The organism is Flavobacterium difficile, assembly GCF_011392115.1.
In the GTDB taxonomy this organism is placed as follows: Bacteria; Bacteroidota; Bacteroidia; order Flavobacteriales; family Flavobacteriaceae; genus Flavobacterium; species Flavobacterium difficile.
The window spans coordinates 633,987-653,385 of the sequence record NZ_JAAJBT010000002.1; the positions used below are offsets into that span (position 1 = coordinate 633,987).

The 19,399-nt window shown below is 31.0% G+C and carries 18 protein-coding genes; 7 read left to right on the forward strand and 11 right to left on the reverse strand.

Going from position 1 to position 19,399, the window contains the following annotated elements; translation table 11 throughout:
* Window positions 1-35: 35 nt before the first annotated feature.
* The 4 genes from G4D72_RS05905 to truA form a co-directional block, all read right to left on the reverse strand.
* Window positions 36-989, reverse strand: coding sequence for a zinc metalloprotease (locus G4D72_RS05905; RefSeq protein WP_166076701.1), 954 nt, complete (start codon window positions 987-989; stop codon window positions 36-38).
* Between the two features lie 366 nt (window positions 990-1,355).
* The gene (locus tag G4D72_RS05910) at window positions 1,356-2,552 is read right to left on the reverse strand and encodes an alanine dehydrogenase (protein ID WP_166076702.1); all 1,197 of its coding nucleotides are present in this window, start codon (window positions 2,550-2,552) and stop codon (window positions 1,356-1,358) included.
* Window positions 2,553-2,764: 212 nt separating this feature from the next.
* Window positions 2,765-4,594 carry an ABC transporter ATP-binding protein gene (locus tag G4D72_RS05915; RefSeq protein WP_166076703.1) on the reverse strand — a complete coding sequence of 610 codons (1,830 nt, stop codon included), beginning with the start codon at window positions 4,592-4,594 and terminating at the stop codon, window positions 2,765-2,767.
* Between the two features lie 24 nt (window positions 4,595-4,618).
* On the reverse strand, window positions 4,619-5,353 hold the full coding sequence (truA, locus tag G4D72_RS05920) for a tRNA pseudouridine(38-40) synthase TruA (protein ID WP_166076704.1): 735 nt from the start codon (window positions 5,351-5,353) through the stop codon (window positions 4,619-4,621).
* A gap of 219 nt (window positions 5,354-5,572) precedes the next feature.
* Between truA and G4D72_RS05925 the strand changes: the two genes are divergently transcribed.
* Complete coding sequence (locus G4D72_RS05925; protein WP_166076705.1) at window positions 5,573-6,067, forward strand: metallophosphoesterase family protein; 495 nt, start codon at window positions 5,573-5,575, stop codon at window positions 6,065-6,067.
* A gap of 179 nt (window positions 6,068-6,246) precedes the next feature.
* Here the strand turns inward: G4D72_RS05925 and G4D72_RS05930 are convergent, their stop codons facing one another.
* The gene (locus tag G4D72_RS05930) at window positions 6,247-6,657 is read right to left on the reverse strand and encodes a DUF4293 domain-containing protein (RefSeq protein WP_166076706.1); all 411 of its coding nucleotides are present in this window, start codon (window positions 6,655-6,657) and stop codon (window positions 6,247-6,249) included.
* Between the two features lie 184 nt (window positions 6,658-6,841).
* Between G4D72_RS05930 and rho the strand changes: the two genes are divergently transcribed.
* A complete protein-coding gene (gene rho / locus G4D72_RS05935) occupies window positions 6,842-8,554 on the forward strand; it encodes a transcription termination factor Rho (RefSeq protein ID WP_166076707.1) in 1,713 nt (570 codons plus the stop codon).
* A gap of 70 nt (window positions 8,555-8,624) precedes the next feature.
* On the opposite strand, the gene G4D72_RS05940 is transcribed toward rho, so the two are convergent.
* On the reverse strand, window positions 8,625-8,987 hold the full coding sequence (locus G4D72_RS05940; protein ID WP_166076708.1) for a winged helix-turn-helix transcriptional regulator: 363 nt from the start codon (window positions 8,985-8,987) through the stop codon (window positions 8,625-8,627).
* A gap of 115 nt (window positions 8,988-9,102) precedes the next feature.
* On the opposite strand from G4D72_RS05940, the gene G4D72_RS05945 reads away from it, so the two are divergent.
* A complete protein-coding gene (locus G4D72_RS05945; protein ID WP_166076709.1) occupies window positions 9,103-9,966 on the forward strand; it encodes an SDR family oxidoreductase in 864 nt (287 codons plus the stop codon).
* 60 nt (window positions 9,967-10,026) lie between these two features.
* Here G4D72_RS05945 and G4D72_RS05950 read toward each other — a convergent pair whose 3' ends face one another.
* Window positions 10,027-12,657 carry a valine--tRNA ligase gene (locus tag G4D72_RS05950; RefSeq protein WP_166076710.1) on the reverse strand — a complete coding sequence of 877 codons (2,631 nt, stop codon included), beginning with the start codon at window positions 12,655-12,657 and terminating at the stop codon, window positions 10,027-10,029.
* 156 nt (window positions 12,658-12,813) lie between these two features.
* Here G4D72_RS05950 and G4D72_RS05955 point away from each other — a divergent pair, with 156 nt between their 5' ends.
* A complete protein-coding gene (locus tag G4D72_RS05955; RefSeq protein ID WP_166076711.1) occupies window positions 12,814-13,245 on the forward strand; it encodes a DUF1573 domain-containing protein in 432 nt (143 codons plus the stop codon).
* 63 nt (window positions 13,246-13,308) lie between these two features.
* Here G4D72_RS05955 and G4D72_RS05960 read toward each other — a convergent pair whose 3' ends face one another.
* The 3 genes from G4D72_RS05960 to G4D72_RS05970 are packed head-to-tail and all read right to left on the reverse strand — an operon-like array spanning window position 13,309 to window position 14,983.
* Window positions 13,309-13,875, reverse strand: coding sequence for a YceI family protein (locus G4D72_RS05960; RefSeq protein WP_166076712.1), 567 nt, complete (start codon window positions 13,873-13,875; stop codon window positions 13,309-13,311).
* A gap of 20 nt (window positions 13,876-13,895) precedes the next feature.
* Window positions 13,896-14,528 carry an NAD(P)H-dependent oxidoreductase gene (locus G4D72_RS05965; RefSeq protein WP_166076713.1) on the reverse strand — a complete coding sequence of 211 codons (633 nt, stop codon included), beginning with the start codon at window positions 14,526-14,528 and terminating at the stop codon, window positions 13,896-13,898.
* 2 nt (window positions 14,529-14,530) lie between these two features.
* Window positions 14,531-14,983: a MarR family winged helix-turn-helix transcriptional regulator gene (locus tag G4D72_RS05970; protein WP_166076714.1), complete on the reverse strand. Its 453-nt coding sequence runs from the start codon at window positions 14,981-14,983 to the stop codon at window positions 14,531-14,533.
* Between the two features lie 175 nt (window positions 14,984-15,158).
* Between G4D72_RS05970 and G4D72_RS05975 the strand changes: the two genes are divergently transcribed.
* The 3 genes from G4D72_RS05975 to G4D72_RS05985 are packed head-to-tail and all read left to right on the forward strand — an operon-like array spanning window position 15,159 to window position 18,552.
* Complete coding sequence (locus G4D72_RS05975; protein WP_166076715.1) at window positions 15,159-15,467, forward strand: rhodanese-like domain-containing protein; 309 nt, start codon at window positions 15,159-15,161, stop codon at window positions 15,465-15,467.
* An 18-nt stretch (window positions 15,468-15,485) separates the two neighbouring features.
* Window positions 15,486-17,723 (forward strand): cation:proton antiporter, encoded by a 2,238-nt coding sequence (locus tag G4D72_RS05980; RefSeq protein ID WP_166076716.1) that lies wholly within the window; start codon window positions 15,486-15,488, stop codon window positions 17,721-17,723.
* Between the two features lies 1 nt (window position 17,724).
* Window positions 17,725-18,552 carry a CvfB family protein gene (locus G4D72_RS05985; RefSeq protein ID WP_166076717.1) on the forward strand — a complete coding sequence of 276 codons (828 nt, stop codon included), beginning with the start codon at window positions 17,725-17,727 and terminating at the stop codon, window positions 18,550-18,552.
* Window positions 18,553-18,751: 199 nt separating this feature from the next.
* Here G4D72_RS05985 and pyrE read toward each other — a convergent pair whose 3' ends face one another.
* Window positions 18,752-19,393, reverse strand: coding sequence for an orotate phosphoribosyltransferase (gene pyrE, locus G4D72_RS05990; protein WP_166076718.1), 642 nt, complete (start codon window positions 19,391-19,393; stop codon window positions 18,752-18,754).
* Window positions 19,394-19,399 lie beyond the last annotated feature (6 nt).

Below are 19,399 nucleotides of genomic sequence, written 5' to 3' on the forward strand. Positions count from 1 at the left end.
AACTATTCGGGAAAAATTATTTGTGTTTTGTTATATTATCTGAAAGAAGCTCTAGAACCTCCAACATTAAATATCGCTAACATTCTAGATTTTTGACCGTTTGTGAACATGTACATTCCTCTGTCATCTGTATAATCCATGTAGTTCATGTACATTTCTAATGGAGTACCAGAACAAGTACTTCTGTGTCCAACTGCAGGAACTCCAGAGTTAGCAGCATTGTGAGTTGGAGTATCAGAAACTAAATCTGATCCACAAGTAGCATCACCCCAAATGTGACGTAAGTTCATCCAGTGTCCAACTTCGTGAGTTCCAGTTCTTCCTAAGTTAAATGGGAAAGTTGCTGTACCAGTAGTTCCAGTATATTTACTATCTAAAACTACTCCGTCAGTTGCTGCAGCTCCTCCAGGAAATTGTGCATAACCTAAAATTCCACCACCAATTGTACAAATCCACATGTTCATTTTAGTAGTAGGAGATACTGCGTTAAGTCCACCTGTAGTAGTTCTTTTCATAGCATCGTTAGTACCCCAAGAAGTTTTATTAGTAGCTTTTCTGATAACTTGGTCTAGTACGAAACGAATTCCAACATTTGCTCTTACAGAACTGTATGGATTGTTTGCAGTGTTGTAATCTGAATTAGTCGCGTTAAAATCTTTGTTTAACACATCAATTTGAGATTGAATTTGAGCTAAAGAAATATTTTCAGCAGTTGTTCTGTACAATACGTTAACAACTACAGGAATTTCTAAAACACCATTTACAATTCTACCTTGCGCAATAGCTTCAGCAGCTTTTAATTCAAATTCTTCCATTCTTTTTGCTAAAGTAGGATCAGCAGCCAATTGGTCTTTTAAATGTTGATCTGAATAACAAGCTCTTCTGCTTGCTACATTAGATAAATTACTTTCATTTGAAACTGAATCTTCTTGTTTGTTACAAGAAAAAAGCATACTCACAATAGCAAGTGATAAAATGATTTTTTTCATAAAATATTAAATTAGTTAATTAGTTGATGCAATATTAAATGTAAGAATTTTAAATTCAAAGAAAAAGTTTAATTTTTAGATAAAATTCAAAAAAATCAGTTAAAAATAACATTTTTTCTTATATTTTTGATATTTTAATATTATTAATTTAATAAATTTTGAAGGTATTTACAAATAAAAACAAAATTTATTATCCAAAAACCTAATAATTTGATATTAATGTATTATAAATTTATAGCAAATTAAGGAATTCGCTAAAATACATAATTCTAATTTTGGAGGAAATAAAAATTCTTACAAAACCTGCTTTTCAAGAGATTTTATTTAAGACGTAAAGTTAGTAAATGATTGGGCGCGTAAGTTAAATCAAAAGACGATTAAATTTATATCTCTGTGTTCTAAGTTAAACCAATCTGCTATAGGTTTATTGGTTAAAATACCATGATAAAAATAAATTCCGTTTTTTAATCCTTTATTGCAACGAATTGCGGTTTCTATTCCACCGTCTTCAGCAATTTGAATTAATATTGGAGAAATAATATTACTAATTGAAATACTTGCTGTTTTAGAATATCTGGAAGGAATATTAGGTACACAATAATGGATTACATTACTTTTTATGAATGTAGGATTTTCGTGGGTTGTAATTTCTGAGGTTTCAAAACATCCACCAGTATCTATACTAACATCAACTATAACTGCTCCTTTTTTCATGTGTTCTACCATTGTTTCTGTCACCACAATTGGAGTTCTGTTTTTTCCTCGAAGTGCGCCAATAGCAACATCACAACGTCTTATAGCTTTTAATAGTGCTTTATCATGTATGGTTGAAGTAAAAATTCTTTGGTTTAAAGTGTTTTGCAAACGACGTAATTTTGTAATAGAATTATCGAAAACTTTAACATTCGCACCCAAACTTAACGCAGTTCTAACCGCGTATTCTGCAACGGTACCAGCCCCTAAAATTACAACTTCAGTTGGTGGTACTCCAGTTATATTTCCAAAAAGCAATCCTTTACCATCATTATTATTGATCATTAATTCAGCGGCAATTAAAACAGATGCTGTTCCAGCAATTTCACTTAAAGATTTTACAGCAGGATAAGAGCCATCACTGTCTTTAATAAATTCAAATGCTAGTGAAGTAATTTTCTTTTTTGTAATTGCTTCAAAATATTCCTTTTTTTGAGTTTTTAGTTGAATGGCTGATATTAAAATGGCTTCGCTATTCATCATGTCAATTTCTTCCAAAGTTGGCGGTTCAACCTTCAAAATAATCGGACATGAAAAGATTTTTTTTGTATCGTGTGTCACTTCAGCACCCGCGTCTGAATAGTCTTTGTCTGAAAAACTTGCATTTTTTCCAGCGCCCGATTCTACCATTACGCGATGTCCATGATTGACTAACGAACTTACGGCATCTGGAGTCAGACAAACTCTTCTTTCTTGGTATGAAGTTTCTTTTGGAATTCCAATAAATAATTCACTTTTGTGCTTGGCGATTTCTAGTTTTTCTTCTTGAGGAAGTAATTGCTTTGCTGAGAATGGAGAATAAGTTGACATATTTTACAAATTATACGTGTGAATTGAATTGTATTTGAAATTTTTTGTGAACTTCAGCATGAAAATTAATTATGCTACTTTTTCTGATTTCGAATTGGTAGCCAAATTAAGTAATTTTATCAAATGTGACAAGAGGAAAATATAAATTATGAAGTCCGTACTTTTTTTGAATTAATAGCTACAAAAAAAAGTAGATAGTTTGAACTTCAAAGTCAAGATGTAAAAATTTCTGGTTTTTCAAATTGTGCTTCGTATAGTTTTTTATAGTAACCGTTTTCTAGTTGTAATAATTCTTTATGGTTTCCTTTTTCTACAATTAAACCTTTGTCCATAACAATAATACAATCGGCATTCACAATAGTTGCCAAACGATGTGCGATAATAATAGATGTTCTTCCTTCCGTTAATGTTTTGGTAGCTTTTTGGATCAATTCTTCCGAATGCGAATCAATTGAAGAAGTGGCTTCATCTAAAATTAAAATACTTGGATTGCTAATGTAAGCGCGTAAAAAAGCAATTAATTGGCGTTGTCCGGACGATAACATTACACCACGTTCTTTAACATCGTAATCGTATCCGTTGGGTAATGACATCAAGAAATCGTGAATTCCAATTTTCTTAGCCGCTTCATAAACATCTTCACGTTTCACATTTTCATCAAAAAGAGTAATGTTATTGTAAATGGAATCCGCAAACAAGAAAACATCTTGTAAAACCATAGCAATTTCTTTTCGTAAGGTTTCTAAAGTATAATCATTGATGTTAATGTTGTCAATTGAAATAGTACCTGAGTCTATTTCGTAAAAGCGATTTAATAAGTTGATGATGGTCGATTTTCCTGCTCCAGTGGCACCAACAATAGCAATAGTTTCTGCTTCTTTTACTTCAAGATTAATGCCTTTAAGAATTTCTTCGTTAGATAAATAGCTAAATCTGACATTTTCAATCTTAATATTTCCTTTTAATTTTTCCGCAACGATTGTCCCATTATTTTGAACTTCTTCATTGGTTTCTAGAATTTCAAAAACTCTATCAGCTGCTACAATTCCCATTTGCATGACATTAAATTTATCTGCAATTTGTCGTAACGGATTGTACAACATGGCAATATACATATTGAAAGAAATAAGTTGTCCAACGCTAGTTTCTGTATCACCATTAATAATAAATAAAGCTCCGAAATAGACTACTAAACCTAAAGTTATACTCGAAATTATATCGGCAATTGGGAAAAAAATACTGTTGTACAAAATGTTTTTTAACCAGGCTTTATTGTGTTTGTTGTTTATTTCCTTAAACTTTTCATATTCAATTTTTTCACGATTAAACAGTTGAACAATTTTCATTCCGGTTAATCGTTCTTGAATAAAGGTGTTTAAATTAGCCACTTCATTACGAACTTCGTTGAAAGCTACTTTCATTTTTTTATTGAAAATGTTGGTGGCAATTAAAATAAGAGGCATAATTAGTAAAACGATAACAGTAATTTTCCAATTGATAAGTAGCATGAAAGCCAGAACAATTATCATTTTTAGCACATCACTTACAATCATAAATAAACCCTGACTAAAAATACTAGCAATATTTTCCATATCGGAAACACAGCGTGTAATTAGTTTTCCAACAGGTTCATTATCAAAATATTTGGTTTTAAAACTTGCTAGATGTGCAAATAATTTTTCTCTAATAACTTTTACAATATCTTGTCCCAACCAACTCGAAAGATATACGAAAAAATATTGTGCGACTACTTCTAAAATTAATATGACAAGCATTAAAGCTACTAATATTTTTATATTGTAAGCCTTATTGCCATCCTGAAGAATAAATCGCATTACGTTTAGGAAATAATCCTGAATTACATTGGTTTCTTTACTGGCATCAACAAAGTATTTATCGATGGTGATGTTTAAAATTAAAGGTCTTAATGCCGCAACAATAGCTAAAAAAATAGCCCAAAAGCCCACACTAATTAGTTTGCTATTAAACGGCTTGGCATAGTGTAAAACTTTTTTAAAAGAGGAGGATTTTAAAACGCTCATTTGGCTGATATAATTTTTAAAAGGCTAAAGATAAGGATATTTTACTTTTGTTAGATACAATCCGTGAGCGGGAACTGAAAATCCGGCTTTGTTTCTACTTTTACTTTCTATGATATTTCTAAAGTCTGTTAAAGACGTTTTGTTAATGCCAACGTTTATTAGTGTTCCAACGATTGCTCGAACCATATTTCGTAAAAATCTATCAGCGGTAATGGTGAAAATAATTTGATTTCCATTTCGTTGCCAATGCGCTTCTGTAATTTTACAGTTGAAGGTTTTTACATCGGTATGAGTTTTCGAAAAGCATTCAAAATCAATATATTCGAATAGTATTTTACTGGCTTCATTCATTAAGTCTAAGTCTAATTGATGATGCACTTTCCAGCTTCCATCCGCATTAAAAACATCTTTAAACGTATTGATGTGGTATTCGTAAGTTCGACTCGTAGCATCAAATCGGGCATGAGCTTCAGGGTGTACTCCAATAATATTGAAAATGGCAATATCTTTAGGTAAAAACGAATTTAATTTTTGAATAGTATTTGTTACATCAAATTCAACTTCAGTGTCAAAATGAGCAAACATTTGTTTGGCGTGAACACCAGAATCTGTTCTTCCTGCGCCTACAATTTCAATTTTTTCTCTTAGTAACAAGGATAGAGATTTATCCAAAGTTTCCTGAATTGAAATCGCATTAGGTTGCACTTGAAACCCATAATACTCTTTTCCGTTATACGCAAATTCGATGAAGTATCTCAATTCGTTTGATTTAGTTTGGCAAAAATACTATTTTTCAAGTTCAAGAACAAGTTCAAAAATCGATTTGTTTTTTTAACACAGATTGGAAAAATTATAAAAATTATTAAAATTTCTTGAATCTGTGTTAACAAATTTAAATACAATTCGTGACTTTATTACTTTTAAAAACTTTTATCTTTTTACTTTATACTTGGCTCATATAAATCTTACTTTTGTAGTATGAAAAAAATACTCTTACTTTCTGACACACATAGTCATATTGACGAAACCATTTTAAAATATGTGAAATTAGCTGATGAAGTTTGGCATGCAGGTGATATTGGAGATTTAAAAGTTACAGATACGATTCAAAAATTAAAACCGTTACGTGCTGTTTTTGGAAATATAGACAATCATGAAGCGCGTTTAGAATTCCCTTTAAACAATCGTTTTTTTTGTGAAGGAGTTGAAGTGTTAATTACACATATTGGTGGTTATCCTGGGAAATATAGTCCTGCTATTCGTGAAGAAATTACTAAAAATCCTCCGAAGTTATTCATTTCTGGTCATTCCCATATTTTGAAAGTGATGTTCGATAAAAAACTAAATTGTTTGCATATGAATCCTGGTGCAGCTGGAATTTCAGGTTTTCATAAAAAACGAACCATGTTACGGTTTGAAATTGATGGAGATAAAATTCAAAGTTTAGAAATTATAGAAATAGGAGACAAGTAGATTTGAAAGAGCCTAGAAAAAGGTAAAAGGCAGAAAAAAAAAGAATCAAGTAAAAATATCATATATTTTCAATTCAAAATCTTTTTGTCTTTGAGTCTTCGTGGCAAATATAAAAACGAAAATCCGCTTAGTTGGCACTAAACGGATTTTCTACGCACTAATAAGCTAAGATGATAGGTTTATCGTATTCTGTCCACAGATTTTACGAGATCTTCGTCCTTTTTAATTGCCTTGTTGGCCAAAGCAAGAAAAACGATAGAAAAAATAGGTAGAAGCATCCCAATACCTTTCTCAGAAACTTTCGCTTCTCCAGATAGAGTTTGTGAATGATATACAAATAATCCTATTATAATAAAGTTTAATATCATGTTCAGTCTGTTTATCACAAACTGATTTTGTCTTTTTTTATAACCAAATATACTTGTTGCTGCTAATACAGCGGAAATTAAAAACAAACCAATATATAATTTGTGGTCTGTAGCAAAAACAGCCGTTTTGTTTGAACTAGTCCATATCTTAATAAAAAAAGGTAAAACTCCTGAAATTAAAATACAGATAAATAAATAAACCGATTGTATTCTTTGTAACATTTTTAATTTTTATAGGAACAAAAATATGTTTTCTTTTTTTAAAAAACTATTGTTTTATAATAAAATATTCGTAATATTGCATAGAATAATCGTAAGTACTTCATTATACGATACTTTAAAACAGCAAAAAATTCTCATCACAATTTTTTCATTTTATTAAGATTAAAAAAATCCAAAAACATTTATGTTTGATACCTCTACATTAAAAGGGATGAAACTCTCTGATTTGCAAGAAATTGCCAAAGTTGCTAATATTCAAAAATTCAAAACTTTAAAAAAAGATGAATTAATTACTAAGATATTAGACTTGCAAAATACTTCTGAAGAAAAACCAAAAGTAGCGAAACCTGCTAAAAAAACACCAGCGGCAAAAGTGGTTAAAGAAGTAGTTGAAATCAAAGAAGTACAAAATGAAGCTCCAATTTCTGCGGAAAGCGAGGCGAAAACACCCCGTGCGAGAATAAAAAAGCCTACTGCAAAAGCAACCCAAAAAGCACAAGAAACACTTTCATTTGAATTAGATTCGGAGCTAAAATCAGAAGCATTTAGTCAGCAACCTAAGAAATTTATAGAGAAAAAAACAGCTCAAATTGAAAATTCAGATCCTGTAGATTCTGTTGTTTCAGAACCTTCAAATGAAGAAAAATCAGAACCAACAGAAACATCAGAACTAGAAAAAACCAATCAGAATCCGAATTTTAAGAAGAATAATAACCAAAATAACAATCCGAAATTCAATAAAAATAACGGAAATAAGAACTTTCGAGAATCTGATTTTGAATTTGACGGTATTATTGAAAGTGAAGGAGTTTTAGAAATGATGCCAGATGGATATGGTTTCTTACGTTCCTCAGATTATAATTATTTAGCTTCACCAGACGATATTTATTTGTCTCAATCTCAAGTACGATTATTTGGTTTAAAAACTGGAGATACCGTAAAAGGTGTGGTTCGTCCGCCAAAAGAAGGTGAGAAATTTTTTCCTTTAGTACGAGTTTTAAAAATTAACGGTCACGATCCTCAAGTAATTCGTGATAGAGTTTCCTTCGAGCATTTGACACCACTTTTTCCTGAAGAAAAATTTAATTTATCTGGAAAAAACACTTCTATTTCTACACGAATTATGGATATGTTTTCTCCAATTGGAAAAGGACAACGTGCCATGCTTGTGGCGCAACCAAAAACAGGTAAAACGATGTTGTTGAAGGATATTGCTAACTCTATTGCAGCCAATCATCCTGAAGTTTATTTAATTGTTTTACTTATAGACGAAAGACCAGAAGAGGTTACCGATATGCAACGAAGTGTTCGTGCGGAAGTAATTGCTTCTACTTTTGATGAACCAGCAGACCGACACGTAAAAGTAGCGAACATAGTTTTAGAAAAAGCAAAACGTTTGGTAGAATGTGGGCACGATGTGGTCATTTTATTAGATTCGATTACTCGTTTAGCAAGAGCTTATAACACAGTTCAACCGGCATCTGGGAAAGTATTAAGTGGTGGAGTAGATGCCAATGCGTTACAAAAACCAAAACGTTTCTTCGGAGCAGCTCGTAATATTGAAAATGGAGGTTCGTTAAGTATTATCGCAACTGCCTTAACAGAAACCGGTTCTAAAATGGACGAAGTTATTTTCGAAGAATTCAAAGGAACTGGTAATATGGAATTACAATTGGATAGAAAAATTGCTAATAAACGTATTTTCCCGGCTATTGATTTAGTTTCTTCAAGTACACGTCGTGACGACTTATTATTAGACAAATCAACGTTACAACATATGTGGATTTTACGTAAATATTTAGCCGATATGAATCCTGTAGAAGCTATGGAATTTATAGAATCACGTATCAAACGTACAAGAAATAATGAAGAGTTTTTAATTTCTATGAATGATTAAACTTTTGTCATGCTGAACTTGTTTCAGTATTTATACTATCAAAAAAAGACCATCATTTCGATGGTCTTTTTTATTGAAACAAACTAGTTCTGTGCTGTAAGCCCCAATCGACCATTTTATCCAACACTTCACTTAATCTTTTCGCAGATTCAGTCAATTCATATTCTACCAAAACGGGAGTTTCATCATATACTTTTCTGGTTATAACTCCGTTTAGTTCTAATTCTTTTAATTCTTTCGAAAGCATTCTGGGCGTTATTTTTCCAATATTTTTCTGAATTTCAGTAAAACGTTTCTTTTCATACAATAAAGTTCCAATAATGGGTAGTTTCCATTTGCCACTAATTACATTCAAGGTATCGTTAATGGCTAATACGTAATTTATTGGACAAGCTTTAATTTCTCGAATACTCAACTGTTCTGTGTTCATCATATAAATTATTAGTATACCAAAGTATAGCACTATACTTTAAGATAGTAGTATATTTTGTATAGCAAAAGTAAGTAATTTTGTAGAAGTAATTAATAAAAATTTAAAATAAATAAATATGATTTTAGTAACAGGTGCCACAGGTCAATTAGGAAGTCAAATTGTAGAAAATTTATTAACAACCATTCCATCAAACGAAATAGCGGTTTTAGTTAGAGATGAAGAAAAAGCAAAACTATTAAAAGAAAAAGGAGTTCAAATAAGAATTGGTGATTACCATCAACCAGAGTCGTTAGTGACTGCATTGGAGAACGTTGACAAACTTGTGTTAATTTCTTCAAGTGATTTTAATAATAGAATTGGACAACACAAAAATGCCATTGATGCCGCAAAACGAGTAGGAGTGAAGCATATTTTATATACAGGTGTATCGATAAATGACATTCAAACTTCTCCATTAAAAGGATTATTAGAAGATCATTTTCAAACTGAAGCCTATATCAAAGACAATGGTTTTACTTATACGATGTTGCAACATTCTTTATATTTAGATGTGATTCCGATGTTTATTGGTGAACAAGTTTTAGAAACGGGTGTCTTTTTTCCCGCAGGTGAAGGAAAAGTAGCGTATGCTTCGAGAACGGATTTAGCAGAAGCGATTGCAAAAATAGTTGTTTCAGATGCCTATGACAATCAGAGTTTGCCTTTAACAAATATTGAAAATTATTCATATGCCGATGTGGCAAAAATCTTAACAGAATTATCTGGAAAAGAAGTTTCATTTGTAAGTCCAACTCCAGAAGTTTATGAAGAAACTTTAAAAGGTTTTCAATTACCTGAACCGATTATTCAAATGTCATTAGCATTTGCAGCTGGAATTAAAAACAACGATTTCGATACAACCTTCTCTAATTTAGAAACCATTTTAGGAAGAAAACCTCAAACGTTGAAAACTTATTTACAATCCGTTTATATCAAGTAATTAAACGAAAAAAGCCGATTTTCTAAGGAAAATCGGCTTTTGATTTATATAAATACATTCTTACTTCAATCCGGCAATACTTTGCTCAATGGTTGCAATTTTTGCTAAAGCATCTGCTTCTTTTTTACGTTCGTTAGCAATCACTTTTTCTGGTGCACCAGCTACAAATTTTTCGTTAGATAATTTACCTTGTACCGATTTTAAGAAACCTTTCGTGTAATTTAACTCTTCCGTTAATTTAGCAATTTCCGCTTCTACATCAATGTTTCCAGTAATTGGAATAAAATATTCATTAGATTTTACTCGGTATGATAAAGCGCCATCTACTTTATCCGTTACATATTCTAATGAAGCAACATTTCCTAATTTTGTGATAACTGAATCGAAATAAGTCGAAGCTTTTTCATTATTAACAACTTTCAATTCTATAGTATCTCTAAATGGGATATTTTTATCTTTTCTAATCGTTCTAATTCCAGAAATTACATCCGTTGCGAAATCAAAATCAGCAATTAAAGCTGTGTTTACTGATGTCATTTTCGGATATTCTGCTACAATTAAAGCTTGTTCTGGCGTTCTTTCTGCAATATGTTGCCAAATTTCCTCTGTTAAGAAAGGCATAAATGGATGTAAAAGCTTCAAATTAGCTTCTAACATTTCAATAGCTTTTTCAAAAGTTACTTGATCAATTGGTTGTTGGTAACCTGGCTTAATCATTTCTAAGAACCAAGAACAGAAATCGTCCCAAACTAATTTATAAGTAGCCATTAAAGCTTCAGATAATCTGTATTTTTCAAAATTATCTTCAATTTCTAATAAGGTTTGTTGCAATTTCGCTTCGTACCATTCAATTGCTACTTTTGAAGATTCAGGTTGTGGAATAGTTTCTGAAACTTCCCAACCTTTTATCAATTTAAAGGCGTTCCAAATTTTATTGGCAAATCCTTTTCCTTGATTACATAATTCTTCATCAAAAAGGATATCATTTCCTGCTGAGGCACTTAATAATAATCCCACACGAACGCCGTCTGCACCAAATTTCTCAATCAAACCAAGTGGTTCAGGAGAATTTCCTAAAGATTTAGACATTTTTCGTCCTTGATTATCACGAACTAATCCTGTTAAATATACGTTTTTAAATGGTTTAGCATCCGCATATTCATAACCTGCAATAATCATACGAGCTACCCAGAAGAATAAAATATCCGGACCCGTAACTAAATCGTTAGTTGGATAATAATATTTAAAATCTTCATTTTCAGGATCCATTATTCCACCAAAAACAGCCATTGGCCATAACCAAGAAGAGAACCAAGTATCCAGTGCGTCAGCGTCCTGACGCAAGTTTTCAGCAGTCAGTTTTGAGTTGGCAGTTTTTTCTTTAGCTAAAGCTAAAGCCTCTTCAATGTTCTCAGCTACCACGAAATCCTCTTTGCCATCGCCATAGAAATACGCTGGAATTTGTTGTCCCCACCATAATTGACGAGAAATATTCCAATCGCGAATATTATTTAACCAATGTGCATACGTATTATTGAATCGAGATGGATATAATTTAATTTCATCAGATTCTAAAACCGCATGAATAGCTGGTTTCACTAATTCTTCCATTTTCAGGAACCATTGATCCGATAAACGCGGTTCGATAACACATTTTGTTCTTTCGGAAGTCCCAACATTGTTTGTATATTGTTCTACTTTATCTAAAGCATTGATTGAAGTTAATTCAGCTTCAATTTCTGTACGAACTACAAATCGGTCTTTCCCTTCATAATGCAATCCGAATGAGTTTAGCGTTGCATCTTCATTAAAAATATCGATAATTTCTAAATTGTGTTTGTCACCTAAAGTTTTATCGTTAACATCGTGTGCAGGTGTTACTTTTAAACAACCCGTTCCGAATTCTAAATCTACATATTCGTCTTCAATAATCGGAATAATTCTTCCTGAAATAGGAACAATCGCATTTTTGCCTTTTAAATTGAAATGTCTTTCATCGTTAGGATTGATACAAATCGCCGTATCACCGAAAATAGTTTCAGGTCGAGTAGTAGCAACCACTAAATATTCTGAAGAATTTTCGATTTGATATTTGATGTAATATAATTTTCCTTGACGTTCTTCAAAAATTACTTCTTCGTCAGATAATGTTGTTTTCGCTTCTGGATCCCAGTTTACCATACGATAACCTCTGTAAATCAGACCTTTATTGTATAAATCTACAAATGAACGAATGACAGATGCCGACATATCTGGATCCATAGTAAATTTAGTTCTGTCCCAATCACAAGAACAGCCTAATTGTTTTAGTTGTTCTAAGATGGTACCGCCGTATTTGTCTGTCCAATCGTAGGCATGTTTTAAGAATTCTTCACGAGTTAAATCGGATTTATTTATACCTTCCGATTTTAATTTTGCTACTACTTTTGCTTCAGTAGCAATAGAGGCGTGATCTGTACCAGGCACCCAGCAAGCATTGAAACCTTTCAATCGAGCACGACGAATCAATACATCTTGAATCGTATTGTTCAACATATGTCCCATGTGTAATACACCAGTTACATTTGGTGGAGGAATTACAATAGTATATGGCGTTCTGTGATCTGGAGTAGAATGAAAGTAATTATTTTTCATCCAGTACTCGTACCATTTTTTTTCTACGGCTTTGGCATCAAATTGGGCTGGTATCATTTATATTTTGTTTTTGTAAATAAATATGAGTCTTTGGTATAATTTTTGAAATATATCTGCAAAAGTAATTATATAAAATAGAATAAAAAAAATGTATTTACTTTTTGTTAGTTAGTTTAAATAACATATTTTTACAAATCTCAAATTAAAATAAAAATGAAAAAATTAGTACTTATTTTAGGTTTAATGGTAACTGGATTATCAGCAAATGCACAAAATGGTGCAAAAATTGAATTTAAAGAAGAAACCATTAATTATGGTGAAGTGTATAAAGGTGTTGATTCAGGGAAAAGAACATTCGAATTTCAGAATATTGGAAATGAACCATTATTAATTAAAGATGCAAAAAGTAGTTGTGGTTGTACGGTACCAAGTTTTCCAAAAGAACCAATTGCACCAGGAAAAACAGGTGTAATTGAAGTGCAATATAATATGAATCCGGGTCCAATTAGTAAAACCATAACCGTTGAAACTAATGCCGTAAATAAAGAAAACGGAATGGTAGCATTAAGAATCAAAGGCACTGTTTTGGTTAAAGAAGAAAAAAGTATTTTAGAAAAAAAATCGGCCGGTCCGCTTTCGAAATAAAATTTATTCCATAAAAAAAGTCCCGATTTAATCGGGACTTTTTTTTTACTTACTTATAGTTTATTACCAAACTAAGTTAACTTTTAATTCAAATTCGTCACTGATAGTTTTGTCTCCTAAATCAGAGAAAAATGAACCTGAACCGTATTTGATATCATATTTAGTTCTGTCTACTTTTAAAGTTGTAGATGCAGTGTTTCCTTTAACAACGATATCAAAAGTGATAGCTTTTGTAATACCTTTGATTGTTAAATCTGCAGTTACAGTATATAAACCGTTTCCTTTTCCACTAATATTTGTAAAAACTAATTTTGCAGTTTTATGTTTTTCAGTACCAAAGAAATCATCTGCTTTTAAATGTCCGTCTAAACTTTCTTTACCTTGACCTGGTTTTAAATCTGTAGTATTAATTGAGGTCATATCTACAGTAAAAGTTCCACCTTTTAAAACTTTTCCTTTGAATACTAAAGCACCATCTTGTAAATTGATTGTTCCAGTATGTGAACCTGTTACTTTTTTACCTGTCCAAACGATACCACTTTTAGATACGTTGATTTTTTTTGTTTGAGCATTTGCTGTAAAAGCGAATAACGCTACTAATGCTACTGCGATTGATTTTAAATTTCTCATTTTTGTTAAATATTTAGTTATTAAATTGTTTCGAATAATTCTGATATTGGTTTTCTTACTTTAGCGTAGTGTTGTGTGTCGTCTTCATCATGTCTGTATCCAACAGTTGCCACTAATGTAGCATGTAAGCCTTTTTCGTTTAGTCCTAAAATTTCATTGTATTGATCCGGCACAAATCCTTCCATAGGCGTAACATCGATTTTCAATTCAGCAGCAGCATTAAGTAAATTTCCAAGTGCTAAATACGTTTGTTTTGCTGTCCAAATGGCTTGTTGTTCAGGAGTTAAACTTGTAATGTTACCAATCATAAAATCGGCATAACCTTGAACACTTTCTAAAGGAATATTTCTTGTGTTAGCCATATTTGCAGCATAATTATTAATATAATCTGCATCAATAGATTTAATACTTGCAAAAACTAAAAGGTGCGAAGCGTCTACAATTTGACTTTGTCCCCAAGATGCTGGTTGTAATTGTTTTCTAATTTCTTCATTTTCAACAATTAAAACTTTGTAAGGTTGTAATCCATAAGATGAAGAAGATAATTGAATAGCCTCTTTTAAAAGATTTAAATCTGATTCAGATACTTTTTTCTCGCTATTAAATTTTTTTGTAGCATAACGCCAATTCTGATTTTCTATAAATGTACTCATAATTAATTTCTGTATTTTTCTAATAAATTATTTAATTGTTCTAATTCTTCTATTGTTAAATTGCTAGCCAAGCTATTTTCGTGTTCGATTATTATTGGGTCTAGAGTATTTAAAATTTCTAAACCTTTATCTGTAATGGTAATTTCCATTTTTCTTTTGTTAGAAGGACAAACTTTTCTAATAACAAATTCTTTTAACACTAACTTGTCTACTAATCTTGTAGTGTTGCTATTTTTAGAAATCATTCTTTCTTGGATAACAGACATGTTAGCCGGTTTTCCTTTCTGTCCTCTTAAAATTCTTAACACATTATATTGTTCTCCAGATAAATCGTAAGGTTTTAATATTTCTAGAAATTTATCGCCAACGATATTTCTGGTAAATGATAAATTCAAGATTACTTTTTTTGCTAAAGACAATTCTACTGTACTTTTTATTTCTTCTTCAATTTTCATTACATTACTTATTTGTAGGTACAAATGTAATGCTTTTATTTTATTTGTATATACAAGTGTTATTAATTTTTTGTTAAATAATTTATGATATAAAATAATGATATTCAGAAGTGCACCAGAAAATAAATTTTTATATCTAAATAGTTGTTGTAAATTTGAGCAAAATTATTAAACAATGAATTTAGATCAAAAAGAATGGTGGGATGGATTTTTAACCACTGAAAACGCAGTAATTTTAGATGTAAGAACAGAAGAAGAAGTAGCTAACGGAATCATACCTGAAGCTATTAATATAGACATATATAAAGGTCAAGGTTTTATTTACCAAGTGGAAGAATTAGATAAAGACAAGAGTTATTTTGTATATTGTTTAGCTGGCGGAAGAAGCGCACAAGCTTGTGGTATCATGAAGCAATTGGGTTTTGAAAAAGTATATAACCTAGTTGGTGGTATTTCTCAATGGGAAGGTCCTATTGAAAATTAAATTTAGTTATTTTATTTGATGAAGAATTTTAAAAATTCATTTTTTTATATTTCTGTTCTAGTTATTTTTTCTGGTTTAATATATTCTATTTTACTGAAAGGTAAAACTTTAGAAGCTGGCAAAGTTTCTAGTGAAATTATTGTCAAACATAAATATTTTGATGAATTTGTAAATTCAATTTTGCATAACATATTTCATCCATTAGCTATTTTATTAGCACAAATCGTAACAATTATTTTTGTCGCACGTTTTTTTGGATGGATCTGTAGAAAAATTGGTCAGCCTACTGTAATCGGAGAAATGTTAGCAGGTATTGCATTAGGTCCTTCATTGTTTGGTGCATATTTTCCCGATATTTTTCCAATTTTATTTCCTCAAGAATCAATTGTAAATTTAAAATTTTTAAGTCAAATTGGTTTAATATTTTTCATGTTCGTTGTGGGAATGGAATTAGACTTAAAAGTACTAAGAACAAAAGTCAAAGAAGCTTTTATTATTAGTCACACAAGTATTATTGTTTCTTATGCTCTAGGTCTAGGTTTAGCTACTATTCTTTATAAAGAGTTTGCTCCAAAGGATGTTCATTTTATGTCTTTTGGATTATTTATGGGAGTAGCCATGAGTATAGCTGCATTTCCTGTTTTAGCTAGAATTGTTCAGGAGCGAGGATTACAAAAAACTAAAATTGGAGCTTTAGTAATAACGTGTGCGGCAATTGATGATATAACTGCATGGTGTTTGTTAGCAGCTGTAATTGCAATAGTAAAAGCTGGTTCTGTAGCAAGTTCATTGTATATAATTGCAATGGCTATAGGATATATTGCTTTGATGTTACTGCTCGTAAGACCTTTTTTAAAACATATTGGTAATTTATATAGTTCTGCAGAAAAAATAACTAAACCGGTTGTGGCAATTTTCTTTGTTACATTATTAATTTCCTCTTACTTAACTGAGATTATTGGTATTCATGCTTTAGTTGGTGCATTTGTGGCAGGTGTTATTATGCCAGATAATATGAAATTTAGAAATATTTTCATTGAAAAAGTTGAAGATGTTTCTTTAGTAGTTCTTTTACCATTATTTTTCGTGGTAACAGGTTTAAACACAAAAATTGGTTTATTAAATAACGAATATTTGTGGAAAACTACTGGTATAATCGTTTTGATTGCTGTTGGTGCAAAATTTCTAAGTAGTACTTTAACTGCTAAATTTGTCGGTCAAAATTGGAGAGACAGTTTAACATTAGGTGCCTTAATGAATACAAGAGGTTTAATGGAACTAATCGTTTTAAATATTGGTTTAGAATTAGGTGTTCTTTCTCCAAAGATATTTGCAATGATGGTAATTATGGCACTTTCTACAACTTTTATGACAGGTCCAGCTTTAAATATTATTGATTTTATATTTAAAAAACGAAAAAATGTAGTACCATCAAATATTGATAGTATTGACTATAAAGTATTAGTTTCTTTTGAAAATCCTGAAGATGGTAAGCATTTGCTGAAAGTTGCAAATAATTTTATAAGTTCAGATGAAGAAAAACAATCTATTACAGCAATGTATATTTCTTCTACTAATGAGGTAAATCCATATAAAATTGAGGAGTATGAAAAAGAAAGTTTCAAACCTGTTTTAAAAGAAGCGAATAAATTAAAACGAAAAGTTGAAACGCTTTTTAAAGCTTCTAGAGATATCGATTCTGATATCGTTGAAGTGGGTAACAAAGGCGAATTCGATTTAGTATTAATTAATATTGGTTCTTCAATTTTTGAAGGAACATTATTAGGAAAGGTGCTTGGAATTACTTCAAAAATTATAAATCCAGAAAATTTATTGAATACATTTACTGGTAAAGAAAAGTTGTTCGAAATTAATTACTTCGATGATAAAACTCAGGCTATCATCAATAAAACAGAAGTTCCACTAGGTATTTTTGTAGATAAAAGCCTTATGAAAACTGAAAATATTTCTGTTATTTTATTCAATAAAGAAGATCAGTTTTTATTAGATTATGTGAAAATATTAAAAAAGAATTCTACCGCTCAAATTTCAATTTTCGATACCTATGACATTGTTAATGAGGAGGATAAAATTACACATGAAAATGTTAAAGTCATACATTCTTCTAAATTAGAAAAAGATTTCTTAAAAGAACAAGATGTATTAATCATGAGTATTGATAGTTGGAAAAAACTAATTGATACCCGAAGTGTCTGGTTAAATAATACACCATCACTTTTAATAATAAAACCATAATATGTTACAAATAGGTGTATATCATACATTAAAAATAGATAGAGAAACCAAAGTAGGATTGTTTCTAACCAATGGGAAAGACGATGTGTTATTGCCCAATAAATATGTACCAAGTGATTTCACAATTGGTGAAGATTTAACGGTTTTCGTTTATCTAGACCATGAAGAACGTCCAGTTGCAACTACTCTAAAACCCTTTATTACTTTAAATTCGTATGCCGTTTTAAAGGTAAATTACATCAATAAATTTGGTGCTTTTTTAAATTGGGGAATGGAAAAAGATTTGTTCGTACCTTTTAAAGAACAAGCACGTCCGATGGAAAAAGACAAACGTTATATTGTAACGATGTATTTAGACAAACAAACGGGTAGGTTAGCGGCATCTAGTAAAATCAACCAGTTTTTAGATAAAGAACCTTTAGATGTTGAAGTCGGACAAGAAGTAGATTTAATGGTTTCTCACATTACGGAAATTGGTATTAACGTAATTATCAACGGAAAATTTAGAGGATTAGCGTATCAAAATGAAGTTTTTGAAACGGTTTCTCCAGGATATAAAACAAAAGGATACATTAAAACCATTCGCCCTGATGGAAAAATAGATGTATCTTTCCAAAAGCAAGGTTTTGAAGCTATTGATGATTTCGCACAACAAGTTTTAGATGCTTTAAAACAAAACGATGGCGTTTTACGTTTGAATGACAACAGTCATCCTGAAGAAATTAAATCGGTTTTAAAAATGAGTAAAAAAACATTCAAAAAAGCCATCGGAAGTTTATACAAACAAAAACTAATTGATATTAATAACGAAGGCATTCAGTTGGTGTAATGTTTTTTGTCAATCTGAACTTGTTTCACATTCTAAATTATTTTGATAAGATTCTGAAACAAGTTCAGAATGACAAACGGTTTGACAAGATTATATAAAGCTAAAACGCAAATTCAACTAAATGAATTTGCGTTTTTTATTTTAAAAAATTCGTAAATCTAAATTCGTAAATCTAAATTCGTAAATCGTAAATCAAAAATTATTTTCCCCATTCACTAGGATTACTATTCCAAGATTGTAGGGTTTCTAATTCTTCTTCCGAAACATATTGTTTTTCAACGGCTTTAGCAATTAAGTTTTCATAATTACTTAAAGTGTAAACCTCTAATTTTGCTTCTGCAATCTTTTCTTCAGAAATAGGAAATCCGTAAGTAAAAATGGCTGCCATACCTTTAACATTGGCGCCTTCATTACGTAAAGCATCTACCGCTAAAAGGCTACTTCCACCTGTTGAAATTAAATCTTCTACGACAATTACAGATTGCCCTTTTTGTAAAAAACCTTCTACTTGATTTTGTCTTCCGTGCTTTTTAGCTTCTGGTCGAACATACACAAATGGTAATCCCATAGCTTCTGCTACCAAGATTCCAATACCAATTGCGCCTGTTGCTACACCGGCAATAACGTCTGGTTTACCGAATTTGTCTTCAATTTGCTTAACAAATTCATCTCTAATATAATTTCTAACCGCTGGAAACGAAAGCGTTATACGGTTATCACAATAAATGGGACTTTTCCAGCCTGAAGCCCATGTAAAAGGATTTTTAGAATTCAATTTAATTGCGTTTATTTGTAAAAGCAATTCGGCTGTTTGTTGTGCTGTGTTGTTGTTAAATATCATATTGCA

Bases quoted from the DNA above. Each gene is read 5' to 3' on its own strand.
- G4D72_RS05970 (WP_166076714.1), bottom strand. From the start codon at position 14,983: ATGAAAATTGAAGAAGAAATAAAAAGTACAGTAGAATTGTCTTTAGCA.
- G4D72_RS05940 (WP_166076708.1), bottom strand. From the start codon at position 8,987: ATGATGAACACAGAACAGTTGAGTATTCGAGAAATTAAAGCTTGTCCA.
- pyrE (WP_166076718.1), bottom strand. From the start codon at position 19,393: ATGATATTTAACAACAACACAGCACAACAAACAGCCGAATTGCTTTTA.
- G4D72_RS05910 (WP_166076702.1), bottom strand. From the start codon at position 2,552: ATGTCAACTTATTCTCCATTCTCAGCAAAGCAATTACTTCCTCAAGAA.
- G4D72_RS05980 (WP_166076716.1), top strand. From the start codon at position 15,486: ATGAAGAATTTTAAAAATTCATTTTTTTATATTTCTGTTCTAGTTATT.
- G4D72_RS05955 (WP_166076711.1), top strand. From the start codon at position 12,814: ATGAAAAAATTAGTACTTATTTTAGGTTTAATGGTAACTGGATTATCA.
- G4D72_RS05905 (WP_166076701.1), bottom strand. From the start codon at position 989: ATGAAAAAAATCATTTTATCACTTGCTATTGTGAGTATGCTTTTTTCT.
- G4D72_RS05945 (WP_166076709.1), top strand. From the start codon at position 9,103: ATGATTTTAGTAACAGGTGCCACAGGTCAATTAGGAAGTCAAATTGTA.
- G4D72_RS05975 (WP_166076715.1), top strand. From the start codon at position 15,159: ATGAATTTAGATCAAAAAGAATGGTGGGATGGATTTTTAACCACTGAA.
- G4D72_RS05965 (WP_166076713.1), bottom strand. From the start codon at position 14,528: ATGAGTACATTTATAGAAAATCAGAATTGGCGTTATGCTACAAAAAAA.
- G4D72_RS05985 (WP_166076717.1), top strand. From the start codon at position 17,725: ATGTTACAAATAGGTGTATATCATACATTAAAAATAGATAGAGAAACC.
- G4D72_RS05960 (WP_166076712.1), bottom strand. From the start codon at position 13,875: ATGAGAAATTTAAAATCAATCGCAGTAGCATTAGTAGCGTTATTCGCT.
- G4D72_RS05950 (WP_166076710.1), bottom strand. From the start codon at position 12,657: ATGATACCAGCCCAATTTGATGCCAAAGCCGTAGAAAAAAAATGGTAC.
- G4D72_RS05915 (WP_166076703.1), bottom strand. From the start codon at position 4,594: ATGAGCGTTTTAAAATCCTCCTCTTTTAAAAAAGTTTTACACTATGCC.
- G4D72_RS05925 (WP_166076705.1), top strand. From the start codon at position 5,573: ATGAAAAAAATACTCTTACTTTCTGACACACATAGTCATATTGACGAA.
- G4D72_RS05930 (WP_166076706.1), bottom strand. From the start codon at position 6,657: ATGTTACAAAGAATACAATCGGTTTATTTATTTATCTGTATTTTAATT.
- rho (WP_166076707.1), top strand. From the start codon at position 6,842: ATGTTTGATACCTCTACATTAAAAGGGATGAAACTCTCTGATTTGCAA.